At 44.5% G+C, this 24,277-nt stretch carries 17 protein-coding genes; 13 read left to right on the top strand and 4 right to left on the bottom strand.

All coding sequences use genetic code 11. The features are described 5' to 3' along the window. The first annotated feature begins 310 nt into the window (after positions 1-310). Positions 311-2,629: a glycoside hydrolase family 95 protein gene (locus J2Z28_RS16475; protein ID WP_211083309.1), complete on the top strand. Its 2,319-nt coding sequence runs from the start codon at positions 311-313 to the stop codon at positions 2,627-2,629. A 118-nt stretch (positions 2,630-2,747) separates the two neighbouring features. Here the strand turns inward: J2Z28_RS16475 and J2Z28_RS16480 are convergent, their stop codons facing one another. Then, complete coding sequence (locus J2Z28_RS16480) at positions 2,748-3,599, bottom strand: AraC family transcriptional regulator (protein ID WP_211083310.1); 852 nt, start codon at positions 3,597-3,599, stop codon at positions 2,748-2,750. Between the two features lie 159 nt (positions 3,600-3,758). On the opposite strand from J2Z28_RS16480, the gene J2Z28_RS16485 reads away from it, so the two are divergent. From J2Z28_RS16485 to J2Z28_RS16520, 8 genes are all read left to right on the top strand, one after another. Further along, entirely contained in the window at positions 3,759-5,741 is a 1,983-nt protein-coding gene (locus J2Z28_RS16485) for a hypothetical protein (RefSeq protein ID WP_211083311.1), read from the top strand. Between the two features lie 105 nt (positions 5,742-5,846). Next, positions 5,847-7,433: a response regulator transcription factor gene (locus tag J2Z28_RS16490; RefSeq protein ID WP_211083312.1), complete on the top strand. Its 1,587-nt coding sequence runs from the start codon at positions 5,847-5,849 to the stop codon at positions 7,431-7,433. Continuing rightward, positions 7,415-9,154 (top strand): sensor histidine kinase, encoded by a 1,740-nt coding sequence (locus J2Z28_RS16495; protein WP_211083313.1) that lies wholly within the window; start codon positions 7,415-7,417, stop codon positions 9,152-9,154. The genes J2Z28_RS16490 and J2Z28_RS16495 overlap by 19 nt, the downstream gene beginning before the upstream one ends. A 121-nt stretch (positions 9,155-9,275) precedes the next feature. Next, entirely contained in the window at positions 9,276-10,937 is a 1,662-nt protein-coding gene (locus J2Z28_RS16500; RefSeq protein WP_211083314.1) for an ABC transporter substrate-binding protein, read from the top strand. A gap of 42 nt (positions 10,938-10,979) precedes the next feature. Beyond that, positions 10,980-12,656 carry an ABC transporter substrate-binding protein gene (locus tag J2Z28_RS16505; RefSeq protein ID WP_211083315.1) on the top strand — a complete coding sequence of 559 codons (1,677 nt, stop codon included), beginning with the start codon at positions 10,980-10,982 and terminating at the stop codon, positions 12,654-12,656. A 177-nt stretch (positions 12,657-12,833) separates the two neighbouring features. Further along, entirely contained in the window at positions 12,834-13,775 is a 942-nt protein-coding gene (locus J2Z28_RS16510; protein ID WP_051153902.1) for an ABC transporter permease, read from the top strand. A 15-nt stretch (positions 13,776-13,790) separates the two neighbouring features. Next, entirely contained in the window at positions 13,791-14,711 is a 921-nt protein-coding gene (locus J2Z28_RS16515) for a carbohydrate ABC transporter permease (RefSeq protein ID WP_211083316.1), read from the top strand. A 98-nt stretch (positions 14,712-14,809) separates the two neighbouring features. After that, a complete protein-coding gene (locus J2Z28_RS16520; protein WP_211083317.1) occupies positions 14,810-17,071 on the top strand; it encodes a glycoside hydrolase family 3 N-terminal domain-containing protein in 2,262 nt (753 codons plus the stop codon). A gap of 91 nt (positions 17,072-17,162) precedes the next feature. Here the strand turns inward: J2Z28_RS16520 and J2Z28_RS16525 are convergent, their stop codons facing one another. Together J2Z28_RS16525 and J2Z28_RS16530 are read right to left on the bottom strand one after the other, a co-directional pair. Next, positions 17,163-17,807: a TetR/AcrR family transcriptional regulator gene (locus J2Z28_RS16525; RefSeq protein ID WP_101313779.1), complete on the bottom strand. Its 645-nt coding sequence runs from the start codon at positions 17,805-17,807 to the stop codon at positions 17,163-17,165. Continuing rightward, positions 17,800-19,002, bottom strand: coding sequence for an MFS transporter (locus tag J2Z28_RS16530; RefSeq protein WP_211083318.1), 1,203 nt, complete (start codon positions 19,000-19,002; stop codon positions 17,800-17,802). Before J2Z28_RS16530 ends, J2Z28_RS16525 begins: the two co-directional genes overlap by 8 nt. Positions 19,003-19,139: 137 nt before the next feature. Here J2Z28_RS16530 and J2Z28_RS16535 point away from each other — a divergent pair, with 137 nt between their 5' ends. The 4 genes from J2Z28_RS16535 to J2Z28_RS16550 all read left to right on the top strand — a co-directional run bounded on the left by J2Z28_RS16535 (position 19,140) and on the right by J2Z28_RS16550 (position 23,034). Continuing rightward, the gene (locus J2Z28_RS16535) at positions 19,140-19,559 is read left to right on the top strand and encodes a DUF3237 domain-containing protein (RefSeq protein ID WP_211083319.1); all 420 of its coding nucleotides are present in this window, start codon (positions 19,140-19,142) and stop codon (positions 19,557-19,559) included. Between the two features lie 240 nt (positions 19,560-19,799). Then, on the top strand, positions 19,800-21,383 hold the full coding sequence (locus J2Z28_RS16540) for a histidine-type phosphatase (RefSeq protein WP_211083320.1): 1,584 nt from the start codon (positions 19,800-19,802) through the stop codon (positions 21,381-21,383). Between the two features lie 185 nt (positions 21,384-21,568). Continuing rightward, positions 21,569-22,060 carry an RNA polymerase sigma factor gene (locus J2Z28_RS16545; RefSeq protein WP_036615805.1) on the top strand — a complete coding sequence of 164 codons (492 nt, stop codon included), beginning with the start codon at positions 21,569-21,571 and terminating at the stop codon, positions 22,058-22,060. Beyond that, entirely contained in the window at positions 22,060-23,034 is a 975-nt protein-coding gene (locus J2Z28_RS16550) for a hypothetical protein (RefSeq protein WP_211083321.1), read from the top strand. The genes J2Z28_RS16545 and J2Z28_RS16550 overlap by 1 nt, the downstream gene beginning before the upstream one ends. Positions 23,035-23,330: 296 nt before the next feature. Here J2Z28_RS16550 and J2Z28_RS16555 read toward each other — a convergent pair whose 3' ends face one another. Next, the gene (locus J2Z28_RS16555) at positions 23,331-24,206 is read right to left on the bottom strand and encodes a LysR family transcriptional regulator (RefSeq protein WP_211083435.1); all 876 of its coding nucleotides are present in this window, start codon (positions 24,204-24,206) and stop codon (positions 23,331-23,333) included. Between the last annotated feature and the right edge of the window lie 71 nt (positions 24,207-24,277).

Raw genomic sequence — 24,277 nt, forward strand, 5'->3', positions numbered from 1 at the left:
AGCCCTGCTGTCAGGCTAGCGTCTTTAGGCGCAGTTTGGCAACAGGGGGTTATACCCCAAGAGCAAACCACCCGTTGGACGGGTGGTCCTGATTGCCAATAGCTATACTTCCTTGTCCAGAACAAAGAATTTGTACTGTCAGTTTCGGAATTTACGATTACACCTCTAATACTGGGATAAGATTGTGATAATTCAAGTTAATTTTGTTCATTTAGATGTTTAAGAGATTACAGTACACTGAAAGAACATACAAACGGAACACACTAAACATGAAAAATGTGAGGAATTATAATTCGTTGGAGGTTTTAACGTGAAGACCAAAAATATCTGGTTTAATCAACCTGCTGGAAGATGGGAAGAGGCATTACCTATCGGAAATGGAACTCTTGGAGGCATGATTTTTGGGAAAACACAGATCGAGAGAATTCAGCTTAATGAAGATAGTCTGTGGTATGGTGGTCCGATGCAGCGGAATAATCCTCAAGCACTTGAATCTTTATCTCAGATCAGAAGCCTGATTTTTGACGGTAAGATTAGGGAAGCAGAAGAACTCGCAGCAGATACTCTGGTAGGAGTTCCTGACGGGCAAAGGCATTATGAGCCATTAGGGGACTTCTATATCGCTATGGATCACAGTGAACATGAACCAAATGGATATCAAAGACATCTCGATCTGGAACAAGGCAAGGTACACGTGAATTATACCGCAGATCAATCCATTTACAGCCGAGATTATTTTGCTAGCTACCCGGATCAAGTGCTCGTTGTTCATCTCAAATCTAGCGTACCTGGAAAGTTATCTTTCTCCACTATTTTTGGCAGGGGAGCTGTTCTGGAATCAACATCCTATTCAGATATTCTTAAGCATCCTGTTGGTTTTCAATCCTATCTGGACCGGATCGAGAAGCGTGGAACGAATAACTTGGTCATCCGGGGAAGAAGTGGGGGAGAAGAAGGAATCCGATTTTGTTGTGCGATTCGCCTTATATCTGAAGGGGGGCAGGTTCATTATTCAAGCGGTCAGCTTTCTCTGAAGAATGGTAATTCTGCAACAATTCTAATCTCGGCTTGCACGGATTTCCGAGTACCCAAGGAACAACTCGAAGCGGAGTGCCTCCGAAGAATTGAGGCCGCTTCAACAAAGCCATATAGCGAACTGCTCGCCGATCATGTCTCGGATTATCAATCCTTATTCAAAAAGATGGATATACATCTCGAAGATGAAAATAAAGATGTGATATATTCCGAACTTCCAATCGATCAGCGCCTTGAGCGGCTTAGAGCTGGTAAGCATGATCCGGAACTGATGAGTCTATACTTTCAATTTGGTCGTTATCTGCTTATCTCAAGCAGCCGTCCAGGTTCTTTACCTGCAAACCTTCAAGGGATATGGAATAAAGACATGCTTCCTGTATGGGACAGCAAATATACGATTAATATTAATACACAGATGAACTACTGGCCTGCAGAAAGCTGCAATCTGTCTGAATGTCACGTTCCATTGTTTGATTTTATAGATCGACTGCAAGTCCGGGGAAAGGAAACCGCTAGAACCATGTATGGATGCAAGGGGTTCGTTGCTCATCACAATTCGGATATCTGGGCAGACGCTGCTCCGCAGGATGTATGCATGACATCGACGTTTTGGACTATGGGAGGAGCATGGCTTTCATTACATCTATGGGACCACTACGAATACAATAAGGATGTTCAGTTTCTCGAAAAAGTGTACTCCACGATGAAAGATGCGGCTATGTTTATTCTGGATTATCTAATAGAGGATCCTTCCGGCAATTGGGTGATATGTCCTTCGTCCTCACCGGAAAATCGCTATATATTAGATAATGGAGAGTCGGGGGCTTTATGTTTTGGTGCTTCAATGGACAATCAGATTATTAGAGAACTCTTCATGCGTTGCATTGAAAGTACCCGAATATTGCAAGAAGATCAGGAATTCGGAGAAGTACTCCGTAGTGCTTTAACCAAAATACCGGAGACCTCCATTGGCAAACATGGCCAGATCCAGGAGTGGAGTAACGATTATGATGAATTGGAACCTGGTCACAGACATATTTCCCATTTATTCGCTTTGCATCCTGGAACACAAATTACGTTGCAATCAACGCCTGATCTGGCCAAGGCAGCTCGCGTAACACTCGACAGAAGACTGGAACACGGTGGTGGACACACAGGATGGAGCCGGGCGTGGATTCTCAACATGTGGGCACGATTAGAGGAGTCGGAACTTGCACACGATAACATCGTGGAACTTCTACGTTCCTCCACGTTACCCAATCTGTTTTGTGACCATCCTCCATTTCAAATTGATGGGAACTTTGGAGGTACTGCAGGGATAGCAGAGATGCTTCTCCAGAGTCATAACGAAGTAATCAGATTGTTACCTGCTTTACCATCAGCGTGGCCAAAAGGATATATTCGTGGTATTCGGGCTCGTGGCGGATTTGAAATAGATCTGGAATGGGAAAATGGTCGTCTGTTAAATACCAGAATTCGTTCTATCGAAGAAACAAGAGTAACCGTGTCCTATTTGGACCAAAAGATAGAATTAAACTTTCCTGGCCCCAATGCTATGATTGAATTAAAAGGGGATAAATGGAATAACAAATAAGAATTTACCGATTACCTGAGCGAATACCGGCTGACAAAATTGCCGGATGAATTCGCTCTTTTTCTTTGCTGAGATAAGATTTAGGCAAGATTTGGCGTGTTTTTGCTCAATACAATGTTTAAAGAAGACTTCCATATTTAACGTACTTACCAGGTGAAGTGCCGACCATCTTGGTGAAGCTGCGAATAAAATTGGCATAATCTCCAAAACCGGATTGATAACAGGCCTCTGTAATACTTAAACCTTCCATTAAATAAGATTTTGACAGCTCTATACGGCGACTAAGAATGTATGCTCGAATCGTGAGTCCGGTATGCTTTTTGAATTGTCGACTAATATAGCTGCTATTCGTGAACATAGCCTCAGACAATTGTTCGAGCGCCAGTTGCCTGGTCAGATTACAGTCAATGTAATCCATCGTGTTTCGAACTAGTTCAGGCATAATATCCGTTGCAACAAAATCCGTATTTTGAAAAGTTAGATTCGTTAGAAGGAGTAACTGTGTAATCAAAATATTCCCCAGAATATCCGCTCCATAGTCACTTGATGAGAGACACTGTTCAAGCTCGCCAGTTAATTGCAGCACTCGTTGAAGCTCGTGCTCTTCAAGATGTACGATATTACCCTTACCCTTGGGACGGTAGTCGAAACATGCGGATAAGTTGGTGGTTGACGTAGACAAGCGGTTCAGATATGACTTTTTCAGATTTATGGTAATTCTCTCATATTCGTTTTTGTCCAAGGCAAAGGAACGGTGCATCTCCTCCGGGTTAAGAACGAGCAGATCTCCACGTTGCAAATGGTAACAACGGTTCTCAATATAGAAGTTTACATTGCCACGAAGAAATAAGTAGAGTTCGTATGCATTATGTCGATGATAAAACGTTCCCATATTATACGTGGTGGTGCGATGAAGGTACAACAGCTCATTCTGGATTGGATCAAACAGGTATTCTGAAGTCTCATTCATATCAGATATATGACCTCCTTGTCGTTTCGCGCAATAAATATAGCCGTTTGTGCAATGAAATTGCAGACGTGAAGCTATAAAATGTAACCATCCTAGCATGATGGATACATAATTGCAAGCGTTTCCACTCAGGTGTGTACAACGCGATTGGAGGAAAAGATGGATCTGATTTTCACGGCTAGAAGTAGAGTGCAGGACAACGTAGAGTACACGGCATTGGACAAGCATGCTCTCAAGGCTGACGTAAAAGTAACAAGCGGGAACGGCAGTGCAGAAGACCCATGGCAAGCCGACATTCAGATTTACAACGAGGGCCAGAATGCCTGGGCAGGGGTTATTCATGTGGAAATGCCGTTGGACAAACAGAATCCGAGGTTTTTTTTGCCTGCATTTATGTATGGCCGCAACCGGGGCGAAGCACCCCAGAATGTTCCAAATGAGTTCCCCAGACTAAGGGAGGGCAAGCCCTCTCGTCCTTCATCACCCTGGTGGATGGTCCGAAGTGATCGTCTTTCTCATCCAGCTGCACTTATCCATGATGAAGGTCGGATTGCTGGTCTAAGCGCAAGTCCCTACTGGATCAATACAGGAAACCAGAAGCAGCAATGGTATCCAGGAATGGAAGGAAACTTTGTGCAATACGGGGGATTCACATGTTCTATTGAAAAGGGTACGGTCGGATATACGTTGGGATATGAGAATGCTCCGTTGTTATTTATCAAATCCAGACTTGTCCATGAACGAGCTGCCCTTGGAGAAAACTGTTTTGAACTTGCGGCAGGTGAATCGGTTGGGCTCACTCTTGAACTATATAACTACGAGTCTGAATCAGAACTGGGCATCAATCCTGCACTGGAAACAATCTATAGGCGGTATCACGAAAAACCAAGAGAAGGAAGTGACATTCAGACAACGGTAACGGATTTGTCCAATGCCATCTATGAATATGCCTGGCTTCCGGAGGATCGTCATTATTCCACATTTGTATATGAAGATGCTGCTGAAACCAGTGGCTACCGATACAACAAAATTATCTCAATCAGTTGGACAAATGGTCTGACCATAGCTGCACCAATGCTTATGGCCGCACTGCGCCTGAATAATGAGCCCATGCGACAGCAGGCGTTATCCTGTATTACCAATATTATCGAGAATGCCATGAATCCCGAATCCGGACTTCCGTATGACGCTTATCAGGATGGGATCTGGAGTGTTAAAGGCTGGTGGTTTGACGGCATGCGTACCCCAGGACATTCCTCATACCTTGTAGCTCAAGCGATGTTCTACATTCTGAAAAGCTACGATTATGAGAAGCGCATTCGAAATGTGAGACACGATGATTGGCTTGCTTACGTCAAACCAATACTTGATCGTCTGGAGTGCACGAAAAATACGGATGGAGAATATCCCACCATTTTGTCAGAGCGGACCGGAGCAGGTCTTGAATATGATGCCTTTAGTGGAGTATGGTGTCTTGCTGCCAAGGCATATCACTGCTGGTTAACCCATGATGAATCTTCTCTGGAAGAGCTCAGCCACAGTGAAGCCCACTATTACAACACCTATGTGCAACACATGGAATGTTACGGCGCTCCGCTGGATGCGGACAAGGCTGTTGATTCGGAAGGTATTCTGGCTTACATCAAAGCTGTTCGGTTTCTGCACGCGTTGACCGGTGACGAGCTGTTTCTAGATCACATGAGAGATGCGATCAGTTATGAATTCAGCTTCAAATTTTGTTACAACTCACCTATTAAGATTCCGCCACTCAGTACATTAGGCTGGTCCAGTTCCGGGGGAAGTGTTACTTCAGTAGCTAATCCGCATATTCACCCCATGTCCAGCAATCTAGTGGATGAGCTGTTGTATTATGTTGGACAGCGGGAAGAGAATTATGTTCGTCAACGTATGATGGATACCATCGGGTGGGGTTGTCAGACCTATAATCGTTATGATCAAGAATTCGGCTATGGAAAAAAAGGATGGATGTCTGAACGCTTCTGTCATTCGGAAGGACTGGTCACTGAAAAATATGCGGATGGTACACCAGCCAGCACCTGGTTTTGCCTGATGCCATGGGCCAGTGGATCGATCATCGAAGGCCTCGTTGGCGACTATTGGGATTATGCGCGACATGAATGAATGTATTATGCAATAACTACAACAGTCACCATATTAGATTTTTTCCGCCGATAGGGAGAGACGCTACCGGCGGTTTATTTTCGTTGGAGGAAAGGGGACACACGGATGTTAAAAGTATTACTGGTAGATGACGAGATGTATGTACGAAAAGGGCTGTATGAACTGATAAATTGGATGGATCTTAACATGGAGATTATCGGAGAGGCAGAGAACGGTGCAGAGGCACTGAATCTGATTGAATGCCTGCAACCAGACGTGATTATAACAGATATCCGCATGCCAATTCTGGATGGACTTGAACTGATACGTGCCGTAGAAAAAATGCCACATCTGGAACCTGTGTTCATTATCATCAGTGGTTATCATGACTTCACATATGCACAGCAGGCAATCAGGTACGGTGTTCATGACTATATCCTGAAGCCTATTGATGATGAAGAACTGACGGCGACGTTGCAGAAGTCAGCTAATCTGATTTGCAATAAAAGAAAACATATTCTTTTGACTGAGGGACAGGCCAGTAACATCATGCTGGAGGATGTGATCAAAGGCCATGTACAGGTGGAAGATGAACATCGATATGCCGAGATGCTCGGGATCAATCGTAACTCCAGTCTGCTCATAACTTTGATTGAAATTCAGACAGGTTTAGATGAAATTAAAATTACCATTGAACAGCTACGTGAAGCAGTACATTCTCTGGAGAGTAATTTATGCAAAATGTTCATCAGTGAGCAACAACGCGGCACGTTTGCTTTGTTACTGTTGTGGCCTGATCATCATCAAGGGGGCTCGGCGTTACAGGATAAACTGCATAATATTCATATAACACTGAGCAAAAGGTTTAACTTGGATATCGGTCTTTACGCAGGAACACTTGTCAAAGAAATTGGTGATGTCCCAAAATCCCTTATGGCGGCTGAAGAAGCAGCCAAGCATAAATATGCTGAAACCGGTGGTGTTGTGCGTTATACGGAGATCAAAGACAAACCGCTGTTTGTTTTCAATGTGTACCAGGATGAGGTGGACCAATTAATTTTGAGCCTGGAAGAGGGGAATAGGTCTGCTTACCACAAGGTTGTAGAAGAGAACTTCAAATGGTTTCATATGAATCGATTTTCTCCTCAGGCGGTATCGGGTTCTCTATTGCGTTGTATAACGGGTATTCTCGCTGTGGTCCACGAAATGGGTGGGAATGATGAAGGGTTGCAGCAGCTAAAAGAGTTGGCACAACAAAGTCATGAAGGTTGGAATTTACGACTATTGAAGAATGCTTTTCTCACCGCGCTGGAGGAAGCCGAGGATTATGTCTCTCATCTGAGGATGGAGCGATCCAAAGGAGATATCAGCAAGATCAAACGATATATTGATTCAAATTATACCGAGAACATCAATCTCAAAAGCATTGCTGCGCTCTTCTATATGAATCCCGTTTATCTTGGGCGATTATTCCGCAAAAGCTACAATCAATATTTCAATGACTATCTGCTGAACCTGCGGATTCATGAGGCGAAGAAATTACTGCGCCAGACGGATCTGAGAATGTACGAGGTTGCTGCACGTGTAGGATTTCAGAATGCGGATTATTTTGTAACCCAGTTTGAGAAATTGGTTAAGTTATCGCCTACAGAGTATCGCAATCTCCTTATGGGAAATGAGCAGCGAGGTGCACAATGCCAAGATGGAACCTGAATTACATGAAGCTTCGAGATAAGCTACTGCTCATGTATGTCTTATCTGTGTTTATTCCCATCGTTGTTACCAATGTGGTGTTCTATAATGTCACATCCGCCAATATTCGTAGTCAGAAAACTCGTGATGCCGGCATGGCACTGAACAATCTGAAGAACGACCTGCGGGTAACCATTGATCAGGGCGTAGGCCTCTCTTATTCGTTATATACTGACCCTGTATTCAATGACACCCTCTCCCGTTCATTTCAAAGTCATTTTGAGTACATTGACGCTTATAATTCCTATCTAAAAGGGCAATTCTCCGGTCAATTGAATCAGGGGATTCGCTGGTATCAAGTGTATACCGATAATTCTACCATTCTATCTTCCGGTTATATTGATCGTTTGACTGACGTGGTCCGCAACTCGGACTGGTATGTTCAATTTCAGGCATACTCCGCTCCTTATCCTGCACTGATCTCATCGGATCAGATGTTAAGTCTGGTTCAAAGGCTCGACAATCTGGACACTGGGGGGATAGAGCAGTTACTTAAAATTGACCTGAATATGGATATGATCAAGCAGTATTTTCACAACAGCGGATTTGATGGAAAAGTGTATCTTCTTGATCCGGGGGGACACATCCAATTTTCAAATGATCCTACAGCAGAAGAAGCTCAGATAGGGAAACGTTACAGCGAGATCCAGTTTCCGAACAAAATGATTCCCTTTGAACTTACGTATACAGGTATTAACTATCTGGAAGGGTGGTCCCTGCATGGAGTGATGGATGAAGAAATTGTGTTGAAGGAGGTGCGGAAGTCCCGTTCCTTCGTCGTATGGCTGGCTTGCATTAATTTTGTCCTACCTTCTATTATCATCGCGGCGATGTCCAGATCCATCCATGTCAGGCTGGTGCGTATTCTAAAACATATGAAAAAAGTAAAAACACAGAATTTCCAGACAATTCCGCCTGAAGATGCAAGAGATGAAATAGGTCAACTCACGATGGAATTTAATCGAATGACCGAAACGATCCATAACCTGATTCATGAAGTATATCTCGCCGACATCCAAAAGAAAGACCTGGAGTTAAAGCAGCAGCAAGCACAGCTTCATGCGCTCCATAGTCAGATCAACCCACATTTTTTGTTTAATACGCTGGAGTCGGTACGTATGCGGAGCCTTATCAAAGGCGAGAAAGAGACTGCCAAAATCGTGCATAACATGGCCAAGATGTTTCGCAAGTCGATTAGTTGGAATCAGAATGATGTGACAGTACAAGAAGATTTGGAACTCATCGAGAGTTTTTTGCAAATTCAGAAATACCGCTTTGGAGATAAACTCCAATATACCATTGAGGCAGATCCTGCGGTACTGATGTACCGAATCCCCAAGATGGTTATCCTTCCCTTTGTTGAGAATGCAAGTATTCATGGTATTGAGTCATCTCCGGGTGTAGGTATCATTCAACTCTTTGTTTCAATGGAAAATGACCAGCTCCATATCAGACTAACGGATAACGGTATAGGGATGTCACAAGCAAAATTGGAAGAGTTGTTAAATTACCTGGACCAAAACACCGATATGGGAGAGCATGTTGGCATGAAAAATGCGTATAGTCGCTTAAAACTTTGTTATAAAAATCACTTTACATTCGATATCCAGACATGGGAAGGAGAAGGAACACGTATCCAAATTAAGCTTCCACTTGATCCATCAGCCATGTCAGGCGACTAAATACGAGGGATATACTTTTCAAAGTAGGAGGTACACTTTCATGGGTAACTTTGAAAGCGCTATCTTGATATATTGAGAAGGCTTAAAGACACAAACAATACTTTAAGGGGGCATTTGCTACATGTTTAGAAAAAAAAACATTATAACAGGTCTGGCCATTTTACTGGCTGTAACCCTGGCAGGTTGTAATAAAGCCAGCCCGGAGGCCTCTAATCCTGACAGTAATGACAACACCCCGGTCACCTTTAAATATTTCACGTTTGGCGGTGGCAAGAAGGACATTCTGGCAAGTAGCACGACCATTGGCAAGAAGCTACAGGAACAAACGGGCGTTGACTGGAAGATGGAATATCTGGTCGGTGACGGTGCAACCAAGGCAGGTGTAATGATTGCAAGTGGGGATTACCCCGACATCATCGACTCCAGTGGTGAAATGGCCAAGTTGATGGATGCAGGATCTTTTATCCCGCTGGATGAACTGATCGATCAATACGGGCCTAACATCAAGCGGGTATACGGGTCTTATATGGACAAATTCAGACAGGAGGATGGAAAGATTTATTTCTTACCATACACTGCCAACATCGGTTACGTGTCAGAGCCTAACTTCCAGACCGGCTTTTATATTCAGCGTGCTGTGTTAAAAGAGTTTAACTACCCCAAGATCAAAACGCTGGACGATTATTTTGACTTGATTGAGCAATACAAGCAAAAACATCCGCAGATCGATGGAAAAGAAACCATCGGCTTCGCCACACTTGCGGGTGAATCGGGCAGTTTCTTCACCCTGCTAAATCCGGCCATGCATCTGGCAGGTTATCCAAACGATGGCAGTGTGATGGTGGATATGCAGAGCCATGAAGCCAAACTGGTAGCCGGATCTGATTATCAGAAACAATGGATTCAGAAGCTAAGCGAGGTTAACGCACAGGGGATGTTTGATCCTGAATCCTTCACAATGAACCAGGATCAGTATCTCGCCAAGTTGACATCCGGTCGGGTGCTGGGCTATTTCAGTTACTCCTGGCAGGTTGGAGACGCAACGAACAACCTCAAGAAGGCTGGTATTGACGATAAACGATACGTATCTCTACCAATCGTATTTGATGACAGTGTCAAAGACCAGTATGTGGACCCTCCAGGTTTTGTGAACAACTATGGTGTGGGAATTACCGTAAATGCCAAAGATCCCGTGCGAATTATTAAATATTTTGATAATTTGCTTAAGGAAGAAAACCAGATTCTGGTTCAATGGGGTGTTGAGAACGAGACGTATAGTGTGAATGATGAGGGCCGCTTTTACTTTGAAAATGATGACCAACGCAAAGCACACGAAGATCCGGAATTAAGTCGTAAATTCGGCTTTGACTATTTTAATTACAGCTGGCCTCGGTACGGCAATAACTCCGTACTGGAGGATGGCAACGCCTATGGAGCAGGTAATCAACCAGAAGTGGCTACCTTTAGCTACACGGACGGAGACAAGCTGTTGTTAGAGAAATATGGTGTGGAGACATTTACAGAATTATTCAGCACACCGGATGAGCGTCCTTGGTCTCCTGCTTGGTCCATTGCATTGGAGCAGGGCTCTCCTGAACAGATTTTCATCACCAAGGCAGAAGACCTTCAGAAAAAATATTTACCCAAAATGATTATGGACTCGCCTTCCACTTTCGAGAACACATGGAATGAATATATGAGTCAATTGAATCAACTCGACAAGAAAACATACGAAGCTACGATAACACAGGCAGTTAAGGATCGTGTAGCTGGCAAATGGTGAGTGTAATCCATAAGAGAAAACACGGAACGGGGGAATATTCACATGTTAAAACCAAAATTTAGAACAGCGGGTTTAGCTGTATTACTAACAGCTTTACTGGCTGGGTGCAGTCAGAACAGTTCGTCATCAGCGCCTTCAGCCACAGGTGATGATGAGAACAGTCCAGTCACGTTCTCGTATTACATGTTCTCTCCAGGCAAGAAGGATGCTCTGGCAAGCGAAACAACCATCGGTAAAACGTTGCAAGAGCAAACGGGTGTGGACTGGAAGTTGGAATATCTGGTAGGTGATAGTGCTACAAAAGCCGGTGTCATGATTGCCAGTGGAGATTATCCTGATGTCATTAGCTCCAGTGGTGAGATGTCCAAGTTACTGGATGCCGGAGCCTACATTCCGCTGGATGATCTGATTGAGGAATACGGCCCTAATATCAAAAGGGTGTACGGACCATATTTCGATAAAATGAAAAATGCCGAAGACGGAAAAATCTATGCTCTGCCTTATACGGCTAATCAGGGTGAATATTCAGGTAGTCCAAATGTTGGCGGAGGAGCTTTCTGGATTCAACGCTCTGTGCTCAAAGAGTTTGATTATCCCAAGATCACTACACTGGATGAATATTTTGATCTGATTCAGGATTATAAGGAAAAACATCCAACTGTCGATGGTGCAGAGACGATTGGATTTGTGTCACTTGCGGGTGTAGCCAATAACTTCTTCACCTTGCAAAATCCAGCGATGCATCTTGCCGGTTATCCGAACGATGGCAGTGTCATGGTGGACATGACTACCCATGAGGCGAAAGTCGTCGCGGGAACAGATGCCCAGAAAAAATGGATTCAAAAGTTAAATGAGATCAATGCTCAAGGCATGCTTGATCCGGAATCCTTTACGATGAACAAAGACCAGTATTTGGCCAAACTGACTTCGGGTCGTGTGTTAGGATACTTCAATTATGGCTGGCAGGTTGGAGACGCGTCGAAAAACCTGCTCTCGGCAGGCATTGATGAGAAGCGTTATGCACCACTTCCGATTGTGTTTAATGAAGGAATTAAGGATCAGTATGTTGATCCTCCCGGCTTCGTCAACAACTATGCAACAGGTATCTCGGTGAATGCCAAAGACCCTGTTCGTATCATCAAATATTTCGATAATTTGCTCAAGGAAGAGAATCAGGTTCTGGTGCAGTGGGGAATCAAGGACGAGACGTACAGTGTGGATGAAAAGGGCAGATTCTATTTTGCGAACGAGGATCAACGCAAAGCCCATGATGATCTGGAGCTGAGCCGTAAATTCGGGTTCACCTACTTCGGATCAGACTGGCCGCGATATGGCGGTGAATCTACACTTACCGATGGTAACGCTTATAGCCCTGGCAACCAGCCAGAAGTAGCCGCTGCATCTTACACCGAGGGAGACAAGAAGTTCCTTGAAGCCTACGGTATCCAAACTTTCAGTGAATTATTTAACAAACCGGAAGAGCGGCCATGGTTCCCGGCATGGTCCATCGCCCTTGAGCAAGGATCACCTGAACAGATCTTCACCACCAAATCGGATGATCTGCAACGTAAATACTTACCGGAAATGATCTTGGGAGCACCATCGAATTTTGATAAGCTGTGGGATGCCTACATGGCTGAATTAAACAAATTGGACAAAGCTGGTTATGAAGCGACCATTACCAAAGTTGTGAAGGATCGTGTAGCAGGAAAATGGTAATACGAACATTTTAAGTGCGTGTTCAATAAGATCGGTTTTCAACAATCTCTTTAAAACAAACTGTTACATGCGCAGGAGAAGACGACAGAGCATAAACTCCGGTTTCTCCTCGCATGAATAACAGCACAGGAAAGGAGCAGGTTCACCTTGGAGAAACCTAATGTCTCCCTTAACTCGATGCCTCCAGCCTCGAGTCCGAAGGGAACCAGAGCACACTCGTTCTTTAAGCGACTTGTGCAGCAACGAACGCTTGCCTGGATGTGTATTCCTTTTGTCATCTGGGCTTTTATCTTCAAGTACCTGCCGTTATGGGGATGGACCATGGCTTTTCAGAATTTCAAACCGGCGAGGTCCTTCTCCGATCAGCAGTGGGTAGGCTGGCATCATTTTAGTATCTTGTTTGAGGACAATACCTTCTACCGGGTGTTGCGAAATACACTTGTCATGAGTTCCATTAAACTGGTGTTGGGATTTGTGACAGCAATTACACTGGCCCTTTTATTGAATGAGCTGAAAAATGTCATATTCAAACGTTTTGTGCAAACCGTCAGTTATCTGCCTCACTTTATCTCGTGGGTTGTTGCTTCCAGCATTGTATTAACAGTCCTGTCACCAGATGGAATTATCAATCTGCTGCTGATGAAGCTTCACCTGATTGACAGTCCGGTACTATGGATGGGGAAGGGAGAATACTTCTGGGGTATTCTGGGGGCAACTGAGGTCTGGAAAGATGTCGGTTGGAACACCATTATCTATCTGGCAGCGATTACGGCAATTGATCCTGCGCAATATGAGGCTGCCGAGATTGATGGAGCCAGTCGCTTCAAACGGATGTTATATATCACCCTGCCTGGCTTGAAACCGGTTATTGTGATCTTGTTGATCATGAACATGGGAAGTATTCTTGAATCCGGATTCGAACCGCAATATCTGCTGGGTAACGGGATGAATATGGACTATTCGGAGAATCTGGACATCTTTGTACTGAAATATGGATTAGGGATGGGGAACTTTTCCTTAGGTACAGCAGCTGGCATATTCAAAACTGTGGTCAGCTTCATCTTCCTTTTCTCAGCGAACTATATAGCGAAAAAAATGGGAGAGAGCAGACTATTCTAAAAGGAGGCCTATGCCATGCGAAAAGGAAACATATCCCGCTTTCGGAATAGCAGCACCGGGGATCGAGCGTTTGACACCTTTAACATTATCTTCATGGTATGTCTGATGATTGTGACGATTTATCCCTTTGTTAATATGATTGCCGTATCTTTCAATAATGCAAACGATGCCATTCGGGGTGGAATATATCTATGGCCTCGTGTATGGACACTGGACAACTACAAATACATTTTTGGCGAATCTGATATTTATCACGCAACTCTGATCTCGGCGCTGCGTACGGTCATTGGAACCGTGGTGTCCGTCTTCTGTACAGCCATGCTCGCGTATACGGTTAGTCGTCAGGAATTTGTGCTTCGCAAGTTTGTTACGATGTTTTTTGTATTCACCATGTACTTCAGCGGGGGGTTGATCCCCGGTTATCTGCTGATTCGAGACCTTGGATTGATCGGTTCCTTCTGGGTATATATCATTCCGGGTGTAATTGGAGTCTTCAATATGATTGTCATCCGTTCATTTATTGAAGGTCTTCCTGAAGGCATTCTGGAGTCAGCCCGTATTGACGGGGCAGGGGAGTTCACGACATTTATCCGCGTTGTCCTGCCGCTAACGATTCCCGCAATGGCAACCGTATCACTCTTTGTAGCTGTGGGACAATGGAATTCCTGGTTCGATGTATTCCTGTACAACTCTTCCAATAAAGAATTAAGCACATTGCAATATGAGTTGATGAAGATTCTGCAAACTTCGACAACCTCAGCGACTTCATCAGCAAGTGATGCTTATCAGTCTGCCGAGAGCAATGCAACGGCGGTCACACCAACCTCGATTCGAGCGACCATGACCATTATTGCAAGTGTTCCTATTCTGATGGTATATCCGTTCTTACAGAAATACTTTGTCCAGGGTATGACGATTGGTGGCGTGAAGGGATAGTCATGACCTGAATATAATTTCATTGAACTTATGAAAACGCAACAAACTATACCGTAGTAACGTCTATTCATCCATAGAATACAACAGGAGTGAAACAAATGCATGTAAAATGGATGACGATTATTGGTGCCGTTGTTGGCTCTATGCTTATAGGGGTGGGAACGGCAGCTGCGGAAGAAACGTTTGTTGATCTAAAGTATTCAAAGTGGGCAGAGGATGGCATCACGTATATGGCGAAACGGGGAACAGTAGCCGGATACGGCAATGGGATCTTCAAGCCAGAGGCACTTGTGACAAGGGCACAAGCCGTCACTTTTATGGTGCGCGAGCTCTATTCAGATCAGCTTCAAAGAGCAGTGGAAGGCACAACTTATTCCGATGTTCCAACTACACATCCTTTCCATCGAGAAATCATGATAGCTGCTAAAAATGGACTTGCAAGTGGTTTTCCTAACGGAACTTTCCGTCCGGATGCACCACTTAGCCGCGCAGAGACTACGGCCTTCCTTACACGGGCATATGCACTCGTGGAAGGTAAGAACGCCGCAAAATGGACAGACACGGACAGGCATTGGGCAGCAGCACCCATTCTTATTATGAGTTCAAACGGCTTGGTCGGCGGTTATTCAGATGCCACCTTCCGTCCAAATCAAGCTGTCACGCGTGCTGAATATGCCGTATTTATAGCGAGAGTAATTCGCTTCGAACGTGAAGCGGCCATTCGGACACAAGATTGGGACAAACTGATATCCTATATGACGGTAAGCGAGCAAGTTGGTCAGATGCTTATGCCCGACATTAGGCAATGGAATGGTAAAGCGACAACGACCGTTAATGAGGGGCTGAAACGCACGATCCATGATCAGGACTTGGGCGGACTTATTCTTTTTGACAAAAATATTGTAGACGTGACGCAGCTTACAACGTTCACACATGATATACAAAGAGAAGCAGGTGACATTCCTCTATTTCTTAGCATCGACCAAGAAGGAGGCGTTATTAAGCGAATACCAGGCGGTACGAACCTTCCCGGTCAGATGGCGCTTGGCGCAACTGGAGATGCAACACTAGCCGAAGCAGCTGGTCAGCTGACAGGAGAGGAGCTGAAGGCACTGGGATTGCAGATTAATTTTGCGCCAGTGCTGGACATCAACAGCAATCCAGATAACCCCATCATTGGTATACGGTCGTTTGGCTCGGAGGCGGATTTGGTGACACGGCTTGGTCTGGCAACAATAAAAGGGCTACAGCAATCAGGGGTGATCGCGGCAGTTAAGCATTTTCCGGGACATGGAGATACAACGGTAGATTCCCATCTTGGTATGCCTGTGCTTGCCCATAACCGAGAACGGCTTGATGCGGTAGAATTAAAACCGTTTCGGGCTGCGATTGAAAATGGGGTAGAGATGATTATGACCGCGCATATTGCTTTCCCTGCCATTGACAACGAACATGTTAATTCCCTCAAGGACAGTGAACGTGTGCCGATTCCTGCCACCTTATCGAAAAAGGTACTGACAGGACTGCTTCGCGGAGAGCTTGGATACGAAGGTCTCATTGTGTCTGATGCCTTTACCATGAATGCAATTGCAGAACATTTTGGGGAGAATCAATCGGTAGAACGAGCCGTTTCCGCAGGGGTTGATATCATCCTTATGCCAAAAAATTCAGCAGCGGCCCATCAAACGCTGGTAAACGCGGTGAACAATGGAACGATCAAGGATGAAACCATACATGCATCTGTGAAACGAATCTTGGAGATGAAAGCGAAATATGGTTTATTTGAACGCAGTCAAACTCTTGCGCAAAAGCTAACTCAGCTTAACGGTATCATCGGATCGAAGGCGCACCGAGCAGTGGAGCAGACAATCGCAGAGCGAGCGGTCACTGTACTCAGCAGTCGCAAAGGTGTGCTTCCTGATCCAATTCAGCAAGGCGACCGGGTTGTTATTGTCGCAGCCGAGCAGGAACAGGCGAAACAGCTTGACAAACAACTGTTGCAAGCCGCTAATAACCTGTCGTTAAAGACTGAAATATCACTTGTTGGACAAGGCAACATGAATGAAACGCTCCAGGCGATTGGCAAAGCCAATTATGTCATTCTAGCTTCTTACCAATTCCGCAATGTGGCCAGCCAGTTCGGGTGGAGTGATTATCAAACCTTGATTAATGCGATGAACAAGAGTAATCAGCGATACACGCTGTTCTCACTCGGTAACCCATACGAGATGATCTATTTGCAGAACGTGCGCTCAGGGCTTGCTGTGTATGGAAAGCAGGAACCAAATACGTCTGCCGGGATCAAAGTATTGCTTGGTCAACTGAAAGCTGGAGGACAGTTACCCGTACTAACGGATTAACGCTTAATTAATGAAGAAAAAAACGGATTCCAGCATACGGAATCCGTTTTTTATTTCAAACTTTTGTTTTATCGATCCATGTACCATGCCATCACTCGGGTATTTCTTCGCTACAAACAAAATGAAGCAGCATCTTCACAAATTGCTCCGTCATCCGCATATCCAATGAATTATCATGAGCACCACGAATAGTTACCATGCGCTGGAGCATGCCCATCATCGTTGTGAAGATAAACTGAGCCAGATCCAGCGGAGGAGATGGGTTCTTAATACTGCCGTCAACAACGCCTTGGGATAAAGCGTCCAACAGGAAATGATTTTCTTTCCCGTTCTGGTTGAACTTATCATACTCTTCTCTTAATTCAGGGCTAAAATCATACATCTCATAGTTGATATCAAACAATTGAATAAACCGGATGTAGTCTGGATGATTCTCGGCATAAACAACCCATGCATTCAACATAACCGTGAGTTGTTCCCGGCCGTTCAAGTCCTTCGTTGAAGCACGGCTAACCTCATCCGTTAAATGTTCGATCAGTTGCATCTGAATGGCTAGAAGAAGTTCATCCATAGACTGGAAATGTTTATAAAAGGTCACTCTACTAAGTTCAGCTTTTGTACATACATCCTTAATCTTCACCTGGAGCAATCCATATTTCAAAAAAAGCTCCTTACCTGCTGCAATCAAATCATCACGATGTTTATTTCCCAATTGTTGATGCCAGTTTTCATTCACTTGTATACAATTGTCCTTTCTTCGAACGAAATGCGTTCAAGGTCAGTCCGAGAGAAGCGAGTAGCATAATTGCACCAAAAATATACGGGAAGTTTATGTTTTTGTCAAACAATAGTCCTGCGATCAGCGGCCCAATCACCGTGCCGAGACTGGAAAATGTAGTATTCAGACCCGATGCATAACCTTGCCGATCTCCTGCATTTTTGGATATTAACGTGCTGACCGAAGGTCGTAAAAACGAATTAAAGGCAAAGAATAACGCAGAAGCGAACAACAGAAACACAAGGTTGACCTTAATCAACATTAACAATAAAGCTATGGGTGTGATTATCAAGGAGAGACGGATCAACTTAATTTCACCGATTCTCTGTACGAAACAATCCAAAAGCCAGATCTGCACAACGATACCGATAATTGCACCTAAGGTAATAATGATGGAGATGGTTGCAGCGTCGAATCCATATTTTTGCTCTGCGAAAAGCGCGAATACTGTCTCATAACTCATGAGACCAAAGGTCATGACAAGCAACACAATCAAGTATTTGAAATAGGGGACTTTAAAAGAACTCCAGATTTTCTTGCCCAAGTGATCTCCTTTTTGAAGACGGATGGAGACCGTTCTTTTCTCGGGGGGAAGTGTCTCAGGCAATAGCAGCGTCATCAGGGCCGCAATCAGTCCCAGACCCGCTGCGAAGAAATAGGGCATGCGAATGCCCATCTCGGCGATGAGACCGCCCAGACCAGGTCCGAGAACCATCCCCAAATTCATAGCTGCGCCGAAATAGCCCATACCTTTTGCACGTGTCTCTGGCGTTGTAATATCGGCGACATATGCGAGGTTGGCAGGAACCATTAAACCGAGACTGATTCCACCGATAAACCGTGCGACATAGAGGAACGGCAATGAAGTCGACAGCGCAAATATGATATCTGAAATGACAGACAGAAACATACCCGCAATGATCAACTTTTTGCGTCCAAATCGATCAGACAGTTGTCCCCCGAGAGGTGAAAAGAAGAATTGAGCAGCACCGAAGGCTGCAACTAAAAATCCTGCTACTGTGCCTCCCGCATGAAAAAGCTTCAAATACTCCGGCAATATGGGGATGAGCATCCCTTGCCCCAATAAAGCGATAAACAGATTTAACATCAGAATGAACAGTGGAAAGCGAACTGATTTTGGTAATGTACTCATGTACGTCATTAACCCCTTCATTAACAACTTGTTAACCTTTACATTGTGTAAACCATTTTAAATGATTTAAAGGAAATATGTAAATCTTTTTTTTAGTGAGTAGAGTTATAATTGAATTCATATGGAGGTGGGAACACGTGAAATTAGAGGAATTGTTTACGGTACATGTGAACATTGAGAAATCATTTGATTTACAGAATAGCGAAGATGATTCGGTTGTCATGATTACTTTTACAGGCAGCGTAACCGGAAAGTACTTTGAGGGAATTGTGCTGGGTGGAGGAGTGGATACGCAGATTATCGGGAAGAATGGTGGTCCGCATACGCTATCGGCCAGATACATGCTCCAAGGAACCGACAACTCAGGGCATTCCTGCAAAATTTATATCGAAAATAACGGAAATATTGATAAAACGCTGAAAACTGCTTTATTTCGTACTTCTCCCAAAATGATTACAGACAGCAAAGCCTTATCCTTCTTGAACCGTGAGACACTTATTGGAGAAGGTCATCCGACGGAGTCAGGGATAGATATAAAAATATATAGGGCGCTATGATAATGCGAGACATGTGATAACTATTTTGTTCATGTGTCTCGGAGCAAGATAGCCTGTTATGCTGATTCGGAGTCGCTAAGGAGCGGCTCTTTTTGTTGTATGAGACTTTACGTCAATATTTATATGTACTCTTTTACAATGAATTAACATAGGATGGATACGGCGCAGACACTTCACACCTATAGTATGATGAGCGAAAACAAACCAATATCAGGCGAAATAAGGAGAAAACTATTCATTATGATGATCAAAAAAATCGGGATTTCAGTAGCATCACTCGCCATCTTAACGTCTGTAAGTGTATTTGACGCATATGGTGCAGGCTCCAAACGCATGATCGAAGTTTCTGAACAATCGGCTAATGTGGTTGTGAACGGTCAAAGGGTGGAAGGCGAATCATTTCTCTATAATGGGGTTACTTATGTACCTGCAAGAGCGATTGGTGAAGCCTTGGGGCAAGAGGTAGACTGGGATAACAACACCCAATCGGTGTTTGTTGGACAAAAAATGGATGATCAGCAGCAGGGATACCGCGGTACCAAAACACCATATCCTTTTAAGGAAACAAGTTATACAAAAGCTCCTAGTGGATATGAACCCATATTTATTAACTACATAGGGAGACATGGTTCCAGACATCTATCTAGTTCCAAGTACGACAAGACGTTATTTGAACTGCTCAACATCGCTGAAAAGGACGGGCAGATCACTAATCTGGGCAAAGAGCTGAAGAAGGAAATTGGCAATCTGATGAAGGTTGAAAAAGATCATTATGGATTGTTATCCACTACGGGTGGAGAAGAACTGAAAGGAATAGGGGCCAGAGTTGGGCAGAATTTCAAAGAACTATTTACATCGGATAAAAAAGTGATTGCACAGGCCACCTTCAAAGATCGAACGCCTCAGAGCAGAGATCAGTTTATTGACGGGTTAAAGGAAAGCTTGGGAGATAACAAGGTAGACATTCTGGCTTCGGCCTTTGAAGAAGGGAAAGACCCCTATCTACGGCCCTACGACTTGGCTACGAAGTATAACGAGTATGTAGAAGATGGAGACTGGGTTAAGTTATACGAGGATTATGTCACACAGAGCACTGGAACGCGTTATGCAAAAGAGGTCCTTCTGCAATTTTTCTCTGAAGACTTCTATCAACGGCTGAACGCTGGAGAGTTTGAATTGAAAGATGAGAAGGGAAAAGTGAAGCTCAGCAACCCAACCGAGGCTACTTCTAATTTATACGAACTATACATCATATCTTCGAATATTAAAGGAGAAGGTGACTTCGAATTCGGGCGGTATTTCACGGCTAATCAGTTGAAATGGTACGAGAGCATTGACAATATCAATGATTTCTATGAAAAAGGTCCATCTTTAACGTCAACGGATCTGCCGCAGAATATCATTGCACCTCTGGTCAAAGAGTTGATCGTGTCTACCGAACAGTCCATTCAGCAGAAAGACACGGCTGGTATATTTCGTTTTGCTCACGCAGAAACCATCATTCCACTATCTTCATTCCTGGATATCGCCGGAGCTAATGTGAGTATCGACAAACCGCAGGACGTGACCCAAAACTGGAATGGCTCGGTTATCTCACCAATGGGAGCAAATATTCAATGGATTCTGTATTCCAATGGTAAGGATGTTCTCGTGAAAATGCTTAGAAATGAAGAAGAGATCGCGTTCCCGATCGAAACAAGGACCTATCCGTACTATAAATGGGAAGATGTGAAGACATATTACGAAAACAAACTGCAGAAGGTAGGCGTAAGCTTGGACAGCAGTTTGGAAGACAACATTGAGCTTTTACAGAAGAAATTCTAATCGGTGAAACGATATGCATTTTATATGAAAATAAAGACGAAGATGAAGAAAGCAACTCCTCTCCATGGGGCTGCTTTCTTTTTTTGCATTTTGAATGAAATGGACCAGTAAAAAAATCCTAAAACAAAATGTGACCAAATGCCGTCCGTAAGAGTGTTAGAGGTATAAAGGAGGGCATAACAACCATGCAGCGATCAGTGCCCCAGCTGGGCGATCATGTGATGAAAGTCTATGAGACATACGCGGATACGCTGTTCCGGATTGCCATGGTGCACCTCGGCAGACGAGAAGACGCGGAGGAAGCCACTCAGGATACCTTCATCAAACTAATAGAAAAAGCCCCTACGTTCAACGATGCGGAGCATCAAAAAGCATGGTTGATTCGGGTCATCACCAATCATTGCAAATCCTTATTAGGCAGAGGCTGGCGCAAACGGGAGGTCAAGCTGGAGGGAGTCGATCCTCTTACAACAGATAACCCTGAAGATCACGCGCTGATCGAACTTGTGCTGTCATTGCCCGTCAAGTATAGATCGGTGGTTCATCTGTATTATTACGAAGATTATCCGATCCGAGAAATCAGCGAGATCCTGGAGATTAGCGAATCAGCAGTGAAAATGAGATTGAAACGAGGAAGACAGCTGTTAAAACTGGAGCTGGAAGGAGAGGAACTGTAATGAACGAAGAACAATTCAAACAAAACTACAAGAAAGCGGTGGATCATATGAAAACAAACGAACAAATGAAAAAACGGGTAGAGCAATCCTTAAACACGCAACATCAGGGACCAAAACGTCAACGTAAACCACTATACATTGCAGCAAGTGTTGTTATCGCTGCCAGCATTGGATTGGCTGCGCCAAGTGTATGGCAACAATTCAATGGGCCAGCCGCACCAACACCACAGGTGGCAGCGGTGACTCCAGGCGCGTCGGTTGACCCGATCGTGATTCCGAAGATGGAGTTGCCGAGTTCACAGGGCAAAGGCGCGATGGCTGATATGATGCAACTGGTTGTATATGGAGGAAACGTATATACACAATCCCCAACTTTGCTTGAAGGCGCAAATGCACTCAACCTGCGGGGTGAAAAGCTTGGTACTACAACTGGTGGCATCAATGAGCTGAGCGGCCAGGATAAATATACGGAGCTTGCTTCCAACATTGGCGAAGCAGACATCTATGCTGTTAATGGCTACGACAAGGATTTCCGCATCATGTCTTACACCGAGATCGATGGTCAGGTGTATGCTCAGCTATTCGACAAGAACAACGGGATCACCATCGGTACTGGTGCCGACCTGATCGGCAAGCTTCATCTCGAAGGCAACATCGCCTCGGCGCAATGGGAGACGTTCGACAGCTGGAATAATGGATTGCAGCAGCTTCAACCGTTAGCAGCAACGGACGGATCGCTGGATAGCTTTATCTCATCGCTAAATGCTGCCAAACCGATCGCAACGAGCCCGGAGTTGGAAGAGAACCTCTACGGCAAGGAAGATCGCAAGATCATCTATCTCACGCTGGAAGACAAAACGCAGGTCCCACTGGTTCTGTTTGGTGAAGGTCTGGTTCGTTACGGTAATGTTCCAGTATTCCTGGAAGTGGAGAAAGGCGCGTTCCAATCATTCTGGAACAGCTTGGGCGAGTAAGGCGAAGACAGCCATATGGCTTAACCAAGAAGAGCGAACAGGGCACACAAGTGCTTTGTTCGCTTTTTTAATTATCGGTGAGATTAGATTAATTAGAATTTTTGTAATACACCAAATGATCGGTCCATTCATTATTTTCGTATACTCCAAATATATAAACCGCATCTGTACGCGCTAACTCCTGGTGTCGATCTACCAGATCATGAAACCAATCCAGTGTACATTCACTCATATCCATTTTCCCTTTATCATGGCGGTGTTGGGAGGGATGACGGTTTTCTGGATTGAATTTATGCTCATGGCATAGCGCTGAAATAGTCCATAACCACGCTGCGAAACTCTAAAGCGGCTTTTGAAATATATCTGTTTTTGTGCGAAAGTAGAGCGATTTCCCGAACGAGTTGGTGCTCCTCTACCTGAAGATATCTAATGCGCTCGTGCGGGTTTCTGGCTGTGCTAGGTATAAAAGCGAGACCGATCTCCGCCTCCACAAGGGCTGTTAATCTTGCAGGCTCATCCCCTTCATATACATACTTCGGTAGGAAACCAGCGGATTGACATACGGAATCTACCATATCACGAACCCCATACCCTTGCTTCACCCCAACAAACCACTCGTCCTTAAGCTCGGTTAATTGAATGCTGCTTCGGTCTGCATATCGATGACCCATAGGAACAGCGACTACAATCGGATCGTCATATAGTATCTGACATTCGATATCGTCACCTTCAATCGGAGGGGAGGAGAGACAAAAGTCCACCTCGCCCCGATGTAGAAGTCTGGACATGTTTTCTAACGAAACCATTTGCACATGGAACTGAATATCCGGCTTGTTTTTCCGGAATTCCCGCAGTATACCTGGCAATGTGCTTGCCGTAGTCACGGCCAATTGCAGTGTACCTTGATCCGGGTTGGAGAGGTCAGCGATTTCCCGCTTTCCTTGTTCCAATTCGAATAAGGCTTTTTCAGATCGCTGAAGAAATGTTCTTCCAAAGTCGTTTAGTCTCAGCTTTCTCCCGATTCGATCAAATAAAGGGACTCCCAAGTCGTCCTCTAATCGTTGTATCGTTTTGCTCAGGGAGGATTGCGTGACATGCAGCTTTCCCGCAGCTTCCGTAACATGTTCGCATCGGGCCACTGTCAGGAAATATTTTAGTTGAAGAAGTTCCATTTGCACCATTCCTTCATTCCTTCTAGTTCATCAAATCATAACATATAATGCGTTGGAATAAATGAATACGT

The organism is Paenibacillus xylanexedens (assembly GCF_017874615.1).
Taxonomy (GTDB): domain Bacteria; phylum Bacillota; class Bacilli; order Paenibacillales; family Paenibacillaceae; genus Paenibacillus; species Paenibacillus xylanexedens.

Bases quoted from the DNA above. Each gene is read 5' to 3' on its own strand.
- J2Z28_RS16480 (WP_211083310.1), bottom strand. From the start codon at position 3,599: ATGAATGAGACTTCAGAATACCTGTTTGATCCAATCCAGAATGAGCTG.
- J2Z28_RS16485 (WP_211083311.1), top strand. From the start codon at position 3,759: ATGGATCTGATTTTCACGGCTAGAAGTAGAGTGCAGGACAACGTAGAG.
- J2Z28_RS16490 (WP_211083312.1), top strand. From the start codon at position 5,847: ATGTTAAAAGTATTACTGGTAGATGACGAGATGTATGTACGAAAAGGG.
- J2Z28_RS16495 (WP_211083313.1), top strand. From the start codon at position 7,415: ATGCCAAGATGGAACCTGAATTACATGAAGCTTCGAGATAAGCTACTG.
- J2Z28_RS16500 (WP_211083314.1), top strand. From the start codon at position 9,276: ATGTTTAGAAAAAAAAACATTATAACAGGTCTGGCCATTTTACTGGCT.
- J2Z28_RS16505 (WP_211083315.1), top strand. From the start codon at position 10,980: ATGTTAAAACCAAAATTTAGAACAGCGGGTTTAGCTGTATTACTAACA.
- J2Z28_RS16510 (WP_051153902.1), top strand. From the start codon at position 12,834: ATGCCTCCAGCCTCGAGTCCGAAGGGAACCAGAGCACACTCGTTCTTT.
- J2Z28_RS16515 (WP_211083316.1), top strand. From the start codon at position 13,791: ATGCGAAAAGGAAACATATCCCGCTTTCGGAATAGCAGCACCGGGGAT.
- J2Z28_RS16520 (WP_211083317.1), top strand. From the start codon at position 14,810: ATGCATGTAAAATGGATGACGATTATTGGTGCCGTTGTTGGCTCTATG.
- J2Z28_RS16530 (WP_211083318.1), bottom strand. From the start codon at position 19,002: ATGAGTACATTACCAAAATCAGTTCGCTTTCCACTGTTCATTCTGATG.
- J2Z28_RS16540 (WP_211083320.1), top strand. From the start codon at position 19,800: ATGATGATCAAAAAAATCGGGATTTCAGTAGCATCACTCGCCATCTTA.
- J2Z28_RS16545 (WP_036615805.1), top strand. From the start codon at position 21,569: ATGCAGCGATCAGTGCCCCAGCTGGGCGATCATGTGATGAAAGTCTAT.
- J2Z28_RS16550 (WP_211083321.1), top strand. From the start codon at position 22,060: ATGAACGAAGAACAATTCAAACAAAACTACAAGAAAGCGGTGGATCAT.
- J2Z28_RS16555 (WP_211083435.1), bottom strand. From the start codon at position 24,206: ATGGAACTTCTTCAACTAAAATATTTCCTGACAGTGGCCCGATGCGAA.